Annotated in this window: 15 protein-coding genes and 2 tRNA genes; all 17 read right to left on the bottom strand. The window is 35.3% G+C overall.

Going from position 1 to position 15,564, the window contains the following annotated elements:
* Nucleotides 1–460: 460 nt before the first annotated feature.
* A tRNA-Ser gene (locus IRZ99_RS13505) sits at nucleotides 461–545 on the bottom strand.
* Nucleotides 546–689: 144 nt separating this feature from the next.
* Nucleotides 690–774 (bottom strand) — tRNA-Ser (locus tag IRZ99_RS13500).
* A gap of 149 nt (nucleotides 775–923) precedes the next feature.
* Nucleotides 924–1,313, bottom strand: coding sequence for an acyl-CoA thioesterase (locus IRZ99_RS13495; RefSeq protein ID WP_072975970.1), 390 nt, complete (start codon nucleotides 1,311–1,313; stop codon nucleotides 924–926).
* A 1-nt stretch (nucleotide 1,314) separates the two neighbouring features.
* Complete coding sequence (gene ribB / locus IRZ99_RS13490) at nucleotides 1,315–2,445, bottom strand: 3,4-dihydroxy-2-butanone-4-phosphate synthase (protein ID WP_194657760.1); 1,131 nt, start codon at nucleotides 2,443–2,445, stop codon at nucleotides 1,315–1,317.
* Nucleotides 2,446–2,450: 5 nt separating this feature from the next.
* A complete protein-coding gene (locus IRZ99_RS13485) occupies nucleotides 2,451–3,902 on the bottom strand; it encodes an LptF/LptG family permease (RefSeq protein WP_194657759.1) in 1,452 nt (483 codons plus the stop codon).
* Between the two features lie 7 nt (nucleotides 3,903–3,909).
* Nucleotides 3,910–4,602, bottom strand: coding sequence for an outer membrane lipoprotein carrier protein LolA (locus IRZ99_RS13480; protein ID WP_228519085.1), 693 nt, complete (start codon nucleotides 4,600–4,602; stop codon nucleotides 3,910–3,912).
* Nucleotides 4,603–4,609: 7 nt separating this feature from the next.
* Nucleotides 4,610–7,063, bottom strand: coding sequence for a DNA translocase FtsK (locus tag IRZ99_RS13475; protein ID WP_194657758.1), 2,454 nt, complete (start codon nucleotides 7,061–7,063; stop codon nucleotides 4,610–4,612).
* Nucleotides 7,064–7,078: 15 nt separating this feature from the next.
* Entirely contained in the window at nucleotides 7,079–7,453 is a 375-nt protein-coding gene (locus IRZ99_RS13470) for a diacylglycerol kinase family protein (RefSeq protein WP_194657757.1), read from the bottom strand.
* 10 nt (nucleotides 7,454–7,463) lie between these two features.
* Nucleotides 7,464–7,961 carry a thiol peroxidase gene (gene tpx / locus IRZ99_RS13465; RefSeq protein ID WP_026985956.1) on the bottom strand — a complete coding sequence of 166 codons (498 nt, stop codon included), beginning with the start codon at nucleotides 7,959–7,961 and terminating at the stop codon, nucleotides 7,464–7,466.
* Nucleotides 7,962–8,566: 605 nt separating this feature from the next.
* A complete protein-coding gene (locus tag IRZ99_RS13460; RefSeq protein WP_017495510.1) occupies nucleotides 8,567–8,824 on the bottom strand; it encodes a hypothetical protein in 258 nt (85 codons plus the stop codon).
* Nucleotides 8,825–8,907: 83 nt separating this feature from the next.
* Nucleotides 8,908–9,216 carry a co-chaperone YbbN gene (locus IRZ99_RS13455; RefSeq protein WP_007805605.1) on the bottom strand — a complete coding sequence of 103 codons (309 nt, stop codon included), beginning with the start codon at nucleotides 9,214–9,216 and terminating at the stop codon, nucleotides 8,908–8,910.
* A gap of 215 nt (nucleotides 9,217–9,431) precedes the next feature.
* The gene (locus tag IRZ99_RS13450) at nucleotides 9,432–10,070 is read right to left on the bottom strand and encodes a peroxiredoxin (RefSeq protein ID WP_026985957.1); all 639 of its coding nucleotides are present in this window, start codon (nucleotides 10,068–10,070) and stop codon (nucleotides 9,432–9,434) included.
* A gap of 137 nt (nucleotides 10,071–10,207) precedes the next feature.
* Nucleotides 10,208–11,815, bottom strand: coding sequence for a glycoside hydrolase family 3 protein (locus tag IRZ99_RS13445; RefSeq protein ID WP_370527665.1), 1,608 nt, complete (start codon nucleotides 11,813–11,815; stop codon nucleotides 10,208–10,210).
* 8 nt (nucleotides 11,816–11,823) lie between these two features.
* Complete coding sequence (locus IRZ99_RS13440; protein ID WP_194657755.1) at nucleotides 11,824–12,273, bottom strand: GNAT family N-acetyltransferase; 450 nt, start codon at nucleotides 12,271–12,273, stop codon at nucleotides 11,824–11,826.
* Nucleotides 12,274–12,298: 25 nt separating this feature from the next.
* Nucleotides 12,299–12,640 (bottom strand): hypothetical protein, encoded by a 342-nt coding sequence (locus IRZ99_RS13435; RefSeq protein WP_194657754.1) that lies wholly within the window; start codon nucleotides 12,638–12,640, stop codon nucleotides 12,299–12,301.
* A gap of 22 nt (nucleotides 12,641–12,662) precedes the next feature.
* Nucleotides 12,663–13,985, bottom strand: coding sequence for an MFS transporter (locus IRZ99_RS13430; RefSeq protein WP_194657753.1), 1,323 nt, complete (start codon nucleotides 13,983–13,985; stop codon nucleotides 12,663–12,665).
* Entirely contained in the window at nucleotides 13,972–15,543 is a 1,572-nt protein-coding gene (locus IRZ99_RS13425) for a glycoside hydrolase family 10 protein (protein ID WP_194657752.1), read from the bottom strand. The genes IRZ99_RS13430 and IRZ99_RS13425 overlap by 14 nt, the downstream gene beginning before the upstream one ends.
* Nucleotides 15,544–15,564 lie beyond the last annotated feature (21 nt).

The following is a 15,564-nucleotide window of genomic DNA, read 5'->3' as shown; positions in this document are numbered from 1 at the left end:
ACAATCTACGCAACTACTGCTAGGCGCTTCATCGTGAAAAGTTTATGGAAATGCCTGCGCTAAGTGCACTTTCACCGGAAAATCAAAAAGCTACGTTTAGTAGGACTTTAGATAGCAGCAATTTTACGATCAAACTAAAAGGCATTAAATAATCTTTTTCCAATGATTTTTTAAATAGAAAATAAGTAAACTAACTGTAAGAGGTTTATTTTAAAAAATATTGAAATGACTACGTTTAATACACATTCGAATCTAAATTCGATAGGTATTGATTTTACTTGATTTATAGTTGTCAATAACGCCATGTGCCACAATTCTGGCACGAAAATTTTGTTCGATTTTATAAATATTGAAAAGCGGTATAAAAGAAAAAACCCTGAAAATCGTTTGATTTGCAGGGTTTACCGCTCTTTTTGGCCTTTTTTGAAAACTTTGAAAAGTCTCTTTTTTTAGCCTTCAGCGGAGAAAGAGGGATTCGAACCCCCGGACCTGTTACAGTCAACAGTTTTCAAGACTGCCGCATTCGACCGCTCTGCCATTTCTCCAGTATGTCGCTATCATTGGCTGATTGCGAGTGCAAATATAAGGGGTTTTTTCGATTGTGAAAATTTTTTTGGAACTATTTTACAAAGAAAATAATATAGTAAAAAAAAGAAACCCTTAACAAAAGTTAAGGGTTTCAAGTTAAGCGGAGAAAGAGGGATTCGAACCCCCGGACCTGTTACAGTCAACAGTTTTCAAGACTGCCGCATTCGACCGCTCTGCCATTTCTCCAGTATGTCGCCATCATTTGCTGATTGCGAGTGCAAATATAGTGCGCTTTTCCGATTATAAAAACTTTTTCCTTGATTTTTTTAACTTAATTTTCAAGTGTCTAATAATCAGTATTTACTAAAAGGATATTTTTGTGTTAAATAATATAATTAATCCAAAATAGGCATTGGTTTCTTGTTTTCATCGACTGCAACAAACGAAAAAGTTCCCGAAACTACGGTTTCGCGAAGTTCTGAATACATTTGTTCCATGAAAATATCAACGTGAATTTTACAACTTGTTCTTCCAACGCTAATCACTTTTGCAACTAATTCTATTAAAGTTCCAGCCGGAATTGCTTTTTTAAAATCAATTTGGCCTGTAGAAATGGTTACCACTTTCTTTCGGCTGAATCTTGTAGCACAAATAAAAGCGACTTCATCCATTAAATGAAGCGCAGTCCCTCCAAATAAGGTATCATAATGATTCGTTGTGCTTGGAAAAACTGCTTTAAATATATGAGTTTCGGATTTTGAAATTCGCTCTTCTAATGTACCCATATTAGTAGTTTACATATTCAGTTATTTCAAGCCCGTAGCCGATCATTCCGACACGCTTTGTTTGTTCTGTATTCGAAACTAACCTAATTTTTGAAATATCGATATCATGTAAGATTTGAGCACCAATTCCGTAGTCTTTACTGTCAATAATTACTTTTGGAGCTTTCATTGTTCCTTCTGACTGTAATGATTTAAGCTCAGAGATACGACTTAATAGATTTACTGCCTGCATATCCTGATTGATAAAAACTACAGCACCTTTTCCATTTTCATTAATAACTTTAAACATACCGTCCAATTGCTGTTCGGCATTGTTGGTTAGAGTTCCTAATAAATCATTATTTACCTGAGAAGAGTGAATTCTGGTTAAGATTGGCTCTCCAAGATTCCACGTTCCTTTGGTTAAAGCAATATGAATTTGTTTATTGGTAGTTTGCTCGTAAGCTCTTAATCTGAAAGTTCCAAAACGGGTTTCGATATCAAAATCTTCTTTTTTAACAATCAAACTATCGTGCTGCATTCTGTAGGCAACTAAGTCTTCAATTGAAACTAATTTTAAATTGAATTTCTTCGCCACTTTTACCAATTCAGGTAAACGAGACATAGTTCCGTCTTCATTTAAAATTTCGCAGATTACACCGGCAGATTTAAATCCTGCTAATCTCGCGAAATCAATTGCAGCTTCTGTATGACCAGTTCTTCTTAAAACACCACCTTGTTTTGCGATTAAAGGGAAAATGTGTCCTGGGCGTGCTAAATCATGTGGTTTTGTATTGCCATCAACTAAAGCCTGTACTGTTTTAGATCGGTCAGCTGCTGAGATTCCTGTTGTAACACCATGGCCTTTTAAATCTACAGAAACAGTAAAAGCGGTTTCCATATGATCGGTGTTATTGCTCACCATAGCGCGTAAATCAAGTTCCTTACAACGGCTTTCAGTAAGTGGTGTACAGATTAATCCGCGTCCGTGAGTAGCCATAAAATTGATCATTTCCGGAGTTACTTTTTCGGCTGCAGCCAAAAAATCACCTTCGTTTTCGCGATCTTCATCATCGACTACAATGATTACTTTACCTTGACGAATATCTTCTATAGCTTCTTCAATGGTATTCAGTTGTATTTTTGTTGACATAATTATTATTGTTTTTGAGCAGGAGTAAACCGCTCAGAAATTTTTTGAAATAGTTGTGAAATCGGAGTTGTAATTGCATCAAAGTTTATTAATCCGTTGTCGTTTGTAGCACGATACGTTAATAATACTGCTAATGGAAGTAATATAAAGGAGGACATCCATGATCCCATAAACGGAGTCATTCCGCCTTCCTGCGAAAGTCTTTTTCCAAAAGTATTGATGAAATGAAAAGTAATAAAAATTAATACCGCAAAGACAATAGGTAAGCCCAGTCCGCCTTTACGAATGATGGCACCTAATGGAGCACCAATGAAAAACATTAAAAAGCAGGCAAAAGCAATCACAAACTTTTCGTATAAAGCAGTTAAGTGTTTGTTGATATCTCTTTGTTTGTCTTTTAATTCTTTTTGAGTAGCTTCTATGGAATAAATGTTACTGGTAACGTTGCTGGTTGCCATTTTAAGTATGTCCAGCTTTTGTTTATTATCATAAAGAGATAAAAGATTGTTAGGTAAAGATTTTTTCTTTTTAAGGTTTTTGATTACTACCGGAGGTTGTTTTTTAAATCCAACACGCTGATTTATATTTTCTGAAAAGGATAAGATTTCATTATCCAAATTTTTATTTAAAGAGTCTAATGTATAACGAAGTTCGTTTACGTTCAGCATTCCGTTAGTACTGCTGATTTCCTGATTATCATCAACCTTATTAAGTTCAGATAAATCAATATTAATGATTTGTTTTTTGAAAGAGGCTTTTACAAATGGCAATTTAGCACGATCCTCATATTTTTTTGGTGTGACATCCTGATAATAATATCCGTCATTTAAAACGAGTTTTAAAATACTGGATTTCTCATTACTGATTAATTTACCGTTTTTAGCTTTAATTACCGTTTTATTTTCGCCAACGTTAGTAGCTTTTTCGTGAATCGTAACTCCGGTTAAGATATTGCCGTTTTCTCCCGATTTTTTATTTACTTTAATGTTGTAAGTTCCGACATCGTTAAACTGACCCTCAGCAATAGCCATGGCGGGTTTTGCCTGAGCGATGTTTTTTCGGAAATTAACAAACTTATATTCAGCGAACGGAATCACGTTATTGGCGAACCAAAAAGCTACAATACTCAAAACAAAAATAAATGCGATTAAAACACGCATTGCTCTTTGCAGTGATATTCCGGAAGATTTCATAGCTGCGAATTCATAATTCTCGGCCAAATTTCCGAAAGTCATAATGGAGGCCAATAAAACCGATAGTGGTAAAACCAACGGAATAATTCTCGGCATGGAGAAAAGAAGGAATTTTACAACCAATATCAAATCAAGGTCTTTACCTGCTAATTCAGAGATAAAAAGCCATACGGTTTGAAGTATGAATATAAAAAAAAGGATTACGAATACCGTAGTAAACGTAATCAGAAATGTTTTTAGTAAGTATTTGTCTAAAATTTTCAACCTTGGTTTAATCTAATTTGTTGATGTAGTATTTTGGATATTTGCTCGCTACAAAGGTAAATTGATTTTTTGATAAAGGCTGATTGGTTTTAAAAGAATTAACGGTTAAAGTGGTTTTTGTTCCATTTTTTCCAGTTTCAATCAAATTATAGATGTGTTTTGTTTGTACATCAATTCCTAAAAGAATCTCTTTTCTTTGATCCTTAGTGTTTGTTGGCGCTAATTTGATGTATTGAATTTTTCTTCCTTTAATATTTTGAACGATGTCCATATTATATTTGTATCCGGAATTGAAAAAAGTCAACATTTTTGAAGGGGTAATGGCATTGTCATCTTTCTCATTAACTTTAGAGATAGTAACTTCTTCGTCTTCAGGATTGATAGTGTAGCTTTTTTGCCCGTCAAATATTTTAGTAACACCCATGAAATTCAAAACATATTGATTGCCTTTCATGATCACGTTTCCTTTGCTGTCCTGATTAATGTTTTCTTTAGCGTTATTTAAAGAGTATTTAAAATCAATAGAAATATTATCGTAGCTTTTTATTTTTGCTGTTACCTGGTTCAATAAATCTTTGGCTTTTTTATCCTGTGCCTGAATAGAAGTAAAGCTCAAAAGCAATAAAATTGCCATTTGAAAACACTTTTTAGTCATGTTAGTGATAGAATTGTTGTTGATTTCCTGAATTTTCGTTTTCATGATGGGATTAATTTTGTTCATTGTTAAAAAATTGATCAAGAGCACTTAAGTCAGAAATGTTTACGCTTCTTGCCTTACTGCCTTCAAACGGACCAACAATTCCAGCTGCTTCCAGCTGATCGATCAAACGACCGGCTCTGTTGTAACCCAATTTTAATTTTCTTTGCAGTAATGAAGCGGAACCTTGTTGTGCATTAACAATAATCTCTGCAGCTTCTCTAAATAAAGTATCTCTTTCGGAAATATCCATATCAAGATTGATGCCAGTTTCTTCTCCAACGAACTCTGGAAGCAAATAAGCCGTGGCATATGCTTTTTGTGAACCAATAAAATCTGTAATTTTTTCAACCTCAGGAGTGTCAATGAAAGCACACTGAACACGAACGACATCATTTCCGTTTGTGTACAATAAATCTCCACGACCAATTAACTGATCAGCTCCTTGTGTATCTAAAATTGTTCTCGAGTCAATTTTTGAAGTAACTCTAAAAGCAATTCTCGCAGGGAAATTCGCTTTAATCAAACCTGTAATTACGTTAACAGATGGTCTCTGAGTCGCGATAATTAGGTGAATACCAATAGCACGGGCTAATTGTGCCAAACGCGCAATCGGAATCTCAACTTCTTTACCAGCCGTCATAATCAAATCGGCAAACTCATCGACAACCAGGATAATGTATGGTAAAAATCGGTGTCCGGCTTCGGGGTTTAATTTTCTTGCTCTGAACTTTTCGTTGTATTCTTTAATATTACGAACCATCGCGTCCTTCAATAAGGAATAACGATTGTCCATTTCGACACAAAGGGAGTTTAATGTATTAACTACTTTGGCATTGTCTGTAATAATGGCATCTTCAGTATCAGGAAGTTTGGCTAAATAATGTCTTTCGATTTTATTGAATAAAGTTAACTCTACTTTTTTAGGATCCACCAAAACGAATTTTACTTCGGCCGGATGTTTTTTGTATAAAAGCGAAGTTAAAACCGCATTCAAACCAACCGATTTTCCTTGTCCGGTAGCACCCGCCATCAAAAGGTGAGGCATTTTGGCTAAATCGACAACGAAAGTTTCGTTCGAAATGGTTTTTCCCAGAGCGATTGGCAGTTCCATTTCAGCTTCCTGAAACTTAGCGGATCCAATAACACTTTTCATAGAAACCATAGTTGGGTTCTTATTCGGAACCTCAATACCAATTGTTCCTTTACCAGGAATTGGCGCAATAATACGAATTCCTAAAGCGGATAATGACAATGCGATATCATCTTCTAAACTCTTAATTTTAGAGATTCTGATTCCGGCTTCCGGTACAATTTCGTATAAAGTTACCGACGGACCAACCGTTGCTTTAATCTGTGCAATTTCAATTTTGTAGTTACGAAGTGTGTCTACAATTTTGTTTTTATTTTCTTCTAATTCTTCCTGATTGATTGTAATTCCACCCGTCGAATATTCTTTTAATAAATCAATGGTTGGGAATTTATAATTCGATAAATCTAAAGTTGGGTCGAATAAACCAAAATCAGCAACAAGGCGAGAAGCCAGGTTTTCTTCGATGATATCTTCTTCTTCAGGTTTTTCAACAACAAATTCTTCGGTATGAACCGGAGCAGTTACTGTTGCAGGCTTGATATCCATTTGAACAGGTTTCAAAATCGGATTCAAATCAATTTCTGATGAATTTGAAATGGTTGGTTTTAAAGCCTCTTTGTTGATTTCGAATTGCGTGTCTTCTGTTTTTAAATGAATGTTGTCTAATTCAGGATCTTCTTCCTCAATAGCAAATTCTTCTAAATTGTAAGCACTTTCAGGTTGTTGCGGCGTTTTTAGAGCATCCAGTTCAGATTTGAATTCATTTTTGGTTGAATCAAAATAAGATTGAATTTTCTCCGGCGATAGTTTTATTTTGAAAATTAAATACACAATTAATCCAAAAAGCAAGGCCAGTAAAGTTCCTGTTTTTCCGATATAATCTTGTGAAAATAAATTCAGTTCGTACCCAATAGTTCCACCTAATTCTGGTGCTGAAGTGGCGAAAAAACCAAATAAGACAGAAACAATAATAATCGCAAATAAATCCCAGAACCAAATGCTTTTTAGTCTTTTGGTTGACATTTCTAAAGCCAGAAATAATCCGGTTAAGAAAAACAAACGAACTAAGATAAAAGAAGCAAGACCGAAACCTCTGTATACAAGCAGATCGGCAAGAAAAGCTCCGAATTTTCCGAGCCAGTTTTGCACTTCTTCAGAGCGATCGCCAAGATGGCTTACCGCGCTTTGATCTGTTTGCCATTGTCCGTTGACATAAAATGAAATAAATGCCACTAATAATGCAATAGAAAAGAGTACCAAAAGACAGCCTAAAACAAATTTTTGTTGTTTGGTTATCTTCCAAGATCTTTTATTCTCGGTGTTTGGTTCGTTTTTTTTATTTACAGTTTCTTTTTTGGTTGTTTTTGCCATTCTTGCGTTCCTTGCCTATATAAATTTGGGTAAATAAATAATCAAGCCTATTGCTATCGCTGTCATTGCAGCAAAAAATACTGCACCAGCTGCAATATCTTTAATAAATCCGATTCGTTTGCTGTAATCAGGATGAATAAAATCGGCAATTTTTTCAACTGCCGTATTCAATCCTTCAATACCTAAAACTAAACCGATTGCCAATGTTTGACAAAGCCATTCGGTTTGTGAAATATGAAAATAAAACCCAGCAATAGTCATTATGATTCCCAATGAGAACTGAACCATAATGCTATGCTCTGTTTTTATAAGTTTAACAGCTCCGTTAAAAGCATATGTCATGCTTTTTAACCGACCTGTTACAAAAGTATTATCTTTTTGAAATGCCATTTAATGGATATTATAGTGCTGCTAAAGCTGCTTCGTAATTTGGTTCGTTTGCAATTTCAGCAACTTGTTCTGTGTGTAAAACTTTACCGTCAGCATCAACAACAATGATTGCTCTTGAATGTAAACCTGCTAAAGGTCCGTCAACGATTTCTAAACCGTTTGTTTTACCAAAATCTCCAGCCTGGAAATCAGATAAGTTTACGACATTTTCTAATCCTTCAGCGCCACAAAAACGTTTTTGAGCAAATGGTAAATCTCTTGAAATACAAAGTACAGTAGTGTTTTCTAAGTTGCTTGCACTTTCGTTGAATTTTCTAACAGAAGTTGCACAAGTTCCTGTATCGATACTTGGGAAAATATTTAAAACTAATTTTTTACCAGCAAAATTACTTAATGAAGCAACTGATAAATCATTTTGTACTAATTTGAAATCAGCTAGTTGTGATCCAACTGTTGGTAATTCTCCTGAAGTATGAATAGGATTTCCTCCTAATGTTATTGAAGCCATGATATTTGTTTAAATTATGAGGTTCAAAAGTAAGGATTAATATTTGAATCTAAAAGTATTTGTTGTGGGTTGTAAGCACAATTAGGCGAGTTTTAAGAGTAACGGGAAATCCTATATTTTATTATTTGATTGGAGTACAATGGCACGCGGATGACACGGATTTTGGGGGGGTTTTTGTCATCCTGACGAAGGAAGGATCACACTAGGAGATCGACAAAGATTGGCAAATACTGTGCGGAGTTTCGAGTGTGGTCCTTCGTTTCTCAGGATGACAAGTTTGTGGTGATTACGTTATGCATAAAAGTTGAACTGAAATCGGGTCGCCGCGAGAGGGATAGGAGTTAACTGCCGAAGCAGTACGGATAGCCCGACAGCATTAGGGAAAGGGGCGAATAAGCGCAAAGTGAAGTAGCCCCTTTTTCTAATGCTGTCTCGCCCTAATAATTTTAGATTTTAGAGTAGAGATTTTAGATTTACTTTGCGGAAGAAAAAATTGTACAAAAATCTTAATACTTAATACATTGCGCATAAAAAAGCGTCTCTAAATATAGAAACGCTTCCTCTGTCTTTGTTTTTTGTTTGCTTTTGAAAATATAGTGGTATTCTTATTTATCAATTGAACCTAAAACACGTTTCATGAACGCATTCAAAGCTTCTTTTTTATCTGTGCCCTGAACTACCATTTTGTGTACTTCAAGCGCACCATACATGTTGGATATCAATTCGCCAATTACATCTAACTCCTCATCTTTTAGAGACGGAATTTCAGTCATCGCTTCCAGAACTTCAATCGTTTCAATGATATAATCCTGATCGTTTTCTTCGATAAATTGGGTCAATTGCTTTATTACGGGTAATTTCATTTTGTTGATTATTAGATTGTTGGATGATTGGATTTTTAGATAAAGATTCGAAAAATCTAACAGTCTAAAAATCTAAAATCTATTTACGCAATTGCGTTTACCAGGTCGATTAAAACTTCTTGTTTGTTGGTTTGAGTTTCACCAACCAATTGTCCGTTTACGAAAGTCGCGAAAGTAGGCAAGTTGCTTACATTGGCTAATTTTCTTGATTCCGGAGAATTTTCAGCATCAACCAAAACAAAAGTGATAGCTTCATTTTCTGTTGCTAATTTTTTGAATTTTGGTTTCATAATACGGCAATTTCCACACCATGAAGCTGAATATTGTACTACTACTTTTTCGTTTTTAGCAACTAAATCTGCTAACGTATCTTCGTTTAAGTCGATTAACATTTGTTTTGTTTTTAAGGTTCAAAGGGACAGAGGTTCAAAGGAACAAAGGTTTTGAAACTTCGTTTATTTTTTTCGCTCTTTCGCTTTGTATGTTTTTGAAAAATTTTAAAGTAGCAAAGGTTCAAAGGAACAAAGGTTTTAAAACCTTTGTAAAACATTCGCAGCAAAAACCTTTGCTACTCTGTACCTATGAACCTTTGTACCTTTATAAAAAATTAGTTTGCGCTCAAGTACTCAGCTGTACTTAATCTGTCTGCAGACATAGCTTCTTTACCAGCTTCCCAGTTTGCAGGACAAACTTCACCTTTAGTTTGAATGTGTGTGTAAGCGTCAACCATACGTAAGTACTCGTTTACGTTACGTCCTAATGGCATATCGTTAACACTTTCGTGGAAGATTTTTCCAGTTTCGTCAATTAAGTAAGTAGCTCTGTAAGTTACGTTTGAACCTTCGATGATAACTGAATCAGTTTCTTCGCTGTATTCTGTAGAATCAATATCTAAAATTCCTAAAATGTTAGATAAGTTACGGTTTGTATCCGCTAGGATTGGGTACGTTACACCTTCGATTCCACCGTTGTTTTTTGGAGTATTTAACCAGGCAAAGTGAACTTCGTTTGTGTCGCATGAAGCTCCAATTACGATAGTATTTCTTTTTTCAAATTCTGGTAATGCAGCTTGAAAGGCGTGTAATTCAGTTGGGCATACAAAAGTGAAATCTTTTGGGTACCAAAACAATAATACTTTTTTGTTGTTGTTTACTGCTTCTTCAAAAATGTTGATTTTTAAGTTATCACCCATTTCTGAGATAGCATCTACTGCAATACTTGGGAATTTTTTTCCTACTAAAGACATCTTATTCGTTTTAAAGTTAAAAATTTATTTGTGGTGCAAAAGTAGGGTATAAGTAGAGTTACTTACAATAAGATGTAATTATAAATATTTATTAAGTAATAGTATTTAGTTATAGTTATGAATTGTGTTTTTGTAAGTTATTGAAGGTCAATATTTACAGGAAGAATTCCGTTGCAGATTTTATTTTCTAAAAATTGAATTCCTGCATTTTTTTGAAATTCTTCAAAATCCTGATACACCTGAATTAGTCCTGAAGCCTTAGAAAGATTCGGAATAATAGGTAAAACATACGGATTTCCGAAAACGTAAACAATACATTTTTTGGTTTGAAGCAATTCTGAAAGCAATGCTAAAACTTCGTCATTTATTTCGAAATTGTTCATTGGTTTTGCCTTTGGTACGAATAAGGAAATCAAAATGGTTTCGAAATTTTCCAGCTCTTTTTTGATTTTGGAAATATCAGAAACTTCTAAATTTTCAAAAGCAAATTCCGGCGATTCTAATTTTGAATTTATAGTTTGGAAGAAAGTATTTTCGACATTTTTGTACAAACTTAATTTTGCTAACTGATTGTTTTTCTGCGCTTCAAAAGCCAATTCTGTATTTGAATTGTCAATGATTTTTGTGATGGAATCCTGAGCGATTTCTAAATTTAGTTCGGCTGCTTTTTTGAAGTTTAATTCTCCCGAAGTAAAGTTGTTTTCAGATAAGATTCCAACTTTTTTCTTGGCTTTCATGATTCTGTTGAAGCTTTCTTCAATTCTTTCCGGTGAAGCATTTTTAAGAATCGCCTCAATTCCTTCGGGAACATTTTCGGCGAAACACAAAACATCGTTTCCGGCGTTGAACGCTTCCCATTCTAAATCGCCTTTTGTTTCGTACAATTTAGAAACGCTGTGCATGTTCAAGGCATCAGAAATAACCAAACCATCATAACCCAATTTCTCACGCAAAAGATCCTGAATAACCGCTTTTGATAAAGTTGCCGAAGTATCTTTTCCGTCATTTAAACTCGGAACGGCCAAATGTCCAATCATAATCGAATCAACATTATTTTCGATTCCTTTGATGAACGGATATAACTCGTTTTCTAATAATTCTTCTAAAGTTTCTTTTAAAACCGGTAGTCCTAAATGCGAATCGACACTGGTATTTCCGTGTCCGGGAAAATGTTTCAGACAGCCTAAAACACCAACTTCTGACATTCCGTTTAAATATTCAACAGCAAAATTGGCTACTTTTTCTTTGTTTTCACCAAAAGAACGATAACCAATAACCGGATTATTCGGATTGTTGTTGATGTCTGCCAAAGGCGATAAATTATAATGAATTCCGGCTGCTTTTAAGTCTAAACCAATTTGTTTTCCAACTTCGTAAACCAACTCCGATTTACTTTCCGGCAAAGCGCCAAGTGTAATGGCGTACGGATATTGCGGTGTTTTTTCGATGCGCATGGCTAAACCCCATTCGGCATCAATGCTGATTAAAAGGGGAGTAGAAGCAGACTTTTGGTAACGAACAATAAGTTCTTTTATTTTTTGATAACTGTCATCATTAAAAACAACCTTTTTCTTGCTTTCATAATTTGTTGCCGCGCTCGCACGGCTGTGAAAAAAAGTCAGTCCGCCAATATTGTGTTCTTTTATTAAACGTTCGGTTTCCTGAATATTTTCTTCGGTATCGTTGATGAAAACTGCGGGAAAAAAGAATTGTCCCACTTTTTGTCTTAATGCTTCAGCTGTCATTTTCATTATTATAAAGTCTTTTTCATGCACACACTATTCTCCATTGCTTCGTACGGCGGATAATTTGGAATGATAGTATATTCTTGTTTTTGGTAGAGATTAATAGCTTCCGGCTGATTTTTCCCGGTTTCTAAAATCGTGTACGCGTAACCTATTTCTTTCGCCCAAATTTCTAATTCTTTTAGAATGGCGGATGCAAATCCCTTTTTTCGATGATCAGGATGAACGAACATACGTTTGATTTCGACTGTATCAATTTCTTTTTCTCTAAAAGCGCCACAGCCTACAGCGGTATCATTTTCATAAAAAACAATAACGTGTTTTATTTTATCGGTTTTATTAAACTGATTGTAAAAGGCGTGATCTTCTCCGTCTGTGATCGCTAAATCCTTGTCTAATAAAACCACCAGATTTTTGAAATCAGTATTGTCAGAGTTTGTTCTTTTTAGCGTAATCATGATAAAATGCGTAAAAGTTTAGGCTTTATTTCAACTTTGCTTTCTTTAGCTTAGCCAGTTGTTTTTTGGTTTCAATTGCTTTTTCTAAACGGTTTTTGAAACGGAAAAGTTTCGGTAAACCTTCTAGTCGGTCTTCGAGTGTGATTTCTTCAAAAACAATAATTGCTTTTTCGAGTACCCTAATTTCGTTGTCAATATCATTTTGGTTTTTGTAGATCGTAGCTAACCGATCATAAGGATGATTTCCTTTAAAGCTTTCCGCGACATTTTCTTCATATACTTCAATTGCTTTTTCAAAATCTCCTGTTTTCTCGAACTCAGCTCCTTTTAGGTTGCGTTCGGCTTGCAGATTTTCGTTGAATTCCATATTTAAGATGTTTGATTTGGGGTTAAACTTCTTCAGATTTTTTCCCAAAATCTTTCGGGAAAATTAAAAAACGTGATACAATAAGACCTGGAATTGTAGCTATGAGAACCCAGATAAAAAAGTTCTGATAGCCTAAAAATTGTTGTATATAACCACTTAACATTCCCGGCAGCATCATTCCTAAAGCCATGAATCCGGTTGCCAATGCGTAATGTGCTGTTTTTGATTCTCCTTCGGCAACATGAATTAAAAACATCATAAAGCCGGTAAATCCAAAACCGTATCCAAACTGTTCCAATATAACAGTGATACAGGTATAAAGGTTAAGCGGTGAATTTATTTCGAAAAAATAAAAGTTTAAATGCAGATGGAAAAGCTCTTCCGGCTGAAAATGAGCCAACCCAATAAAACCAATAATTGGTAAATGCATAGCCAAAAACATCGGAAACATCCATTTGGTAAGTCCTTGTTTAGAGATTGCAATACCTCCCAAAATGCCTCCAACGGTTAAAGCGAAAATCCCTAAAGTTCCATAAATGATTCCAACAGCTTCAGTGTCCAGTCCCATTCCGCCTATTTCTTTTTTGTCTAATAAAAACGGACTAAGCATTTTAAGCAATTGCGATTCGCCTAAACGAAATAACAAAATAAAAGCCAATACTAAACCGATTTGTTTTTTCTTAAAGAAACTGATAAAGATCGTGGCAAAATTTTGATGATGAATTTCTGCAGTATTTTCACCGGCATTGATTTCATTTTTTGGTGTAAAAACGAAATTATAAATGGTAATGAAAGTCATTAACAAACCAACAGCAATCATCGTGTATGACCAGGCTTTGGTATTGTCGCCATATTTATGTTCCAGATATCCCGCAAACAAAACAATTAATCCGTTTCCGGCTAAAAGTGAAAGTCGATAAAAAGTACTTCTGATTCCGAGGAAAAACGATTGTTGCTCTTTTGGCAAAACCAGCAAATAAAAACCATCGCTGGCAATATCGTTAGAAGCCGAAGCAAAAGCCGCAACCCAAAAGATCGCCAATGTCATAATGAAAAAGCCACTAGCCGGAATCGTGAAACCGACTAACAAAAATGCAATTGAAATAAGTAATTGCATCGATAAAAACCATTTTCTTTTGGTTCCGTTTAATTCAATAAATGGGCTCCAAAGTGGTTTGATAACCCAGGGCAGATATAATAAACTGGTGTAAACTCCAATGTCTTCATTAGAGATTCCGAGATTTTTGTACATGATAACCGAAACGGAAATGATGACAGCGTAAGGTAGTCCAGACGCAAAATTTAAAAGCGGAATCCAATACCAGGGTTTATTATCTGTTTTCATTTGGTTGATTAGGGTAAGCTATTTTAAATGGCTTTTTTAAGTCAATAATAGTAGGTGTACTTTCGTTTGCAAAATAATCAATAAATGTTACAGCGCAAGCTTTATAAGGATTCATTTTTGCAGCAGTAGCCGAAATTAAAATATCCCCGGTGTCCTGGCGTACTACCACTTTGTCTATGATTTGGCGGGCATCATTAATATCGATTTTCGAAATATGATCGGCACCATAAAGTACCATATAGCGCACTTTGGTATTCAACGGATCCTTAATAGTGAACCTGTATTTCAAACTGTCCTGTGCAAATTCTGTGACTACCGGAGTATCAATAATAACATGTTTTAAATTCGGAACCGGAGACGGAAGCGCAGGATATTTATATTGATTTTCTTCTAAAAGACGAACAATATCAAAGTTTTTGTCTGTAAACCATTTGGCACTGAAGTACGCACTTCCGCCTACTTTTTTGAAACTTCTGGCATAATCAATCTGGGTTGGAATTTCAGTCAAATAATTCCAGCTTTTATCAGCATCGCCTCTGATTTTGTAGGATGCGTGACCAATATAAAGAGCCGTGTTATTGGAGTTTTCAGACCACCATTTTACCAATTTAGAGTAAGAAGCTCTCGGATTATTCATACTCCAGTACAATTGCGGCATAATATAATCGATCCATTTTTGGTCCATCCATAAGACAGGATCTGCGTATAAATCGTCGTAGTTGGATGTCGATTGTGTTTCAGAACCTTTTGGATCCTGTGATTTGTTTCTCCAAACCCCAAACGGACTGATTCCGAATTGCACCCACGGTTTGCTTGCTTTTATAGTCGTAGAAATAGTATGTACAAAGTTGCTCACATTCGCACGACGCCAATCGGCAAGGCTTAAACCTGACCCGTATTTTTTGTATGAGGCGTTGTCGTTAAATGTTTTTCCCGGAACCGTATAAGGGTAGAAATAATCATCAAAATGAATCGCGTCGATATCATATTTATCCACGACTTCTTTTACGACTTTCGTTAAATGTTCCTGAACTTCAGGCAACGCAGGATCGTAATATATTTTTCCGGCGTATTCAATCATCCATTCCGGATGTTTGAAAATGTCGTGAGTTGGACTCAATTGTTGTTTGTTTAAATCGAAAGTGGCACGATATGGATTCAGCCAGGCGTGAAATTCGAAACCTCTGGTATGTGCTTCCTCAATCATCCAGGCTAATGCATCGTAATACGGATTTGGAGCCTGACCTTCTTTACCCGTTAAAAAACGCGACCAAGGAGCTAATTCTGAAGGATAAAAAGCATCTCCAACACTTCGAATCTGAACGATTACGGCGTTATAATTTAGTTTTTTATACGCTTCTAAAGTGGCAATGTAGTCTGCTTTTTCTTTGTTAACACCGTCTTGCGCTGTTTTTGGCCAGTCGATATTGACGACGGTAGCGATCCACACCCCTCTAAATTCGTTTTTAGGATGTAGTAGTTTTTCCTGCGCGTTGGATGTCAATCCTAAGAAAAGTAAGAATATGATAGAGAATAGTAGTGGCTGATTTTTATGCATTGCAATCTTTTTTAACAGAAA

The sequence above is a fragment of the Flavobacterium sp. LC2016-12 genome, assembly GCF_015351595.1.
Lineage (GTDB): Bacteria > Bacteroidota > Bacteroidia > Flavobacteriales > Flavobacteriaceae > Flavobacterium.
Note: the sequence above shows the minus strand (reverse complement) of the source record. Positions and strands in the feature narration are given on the sequence as shown.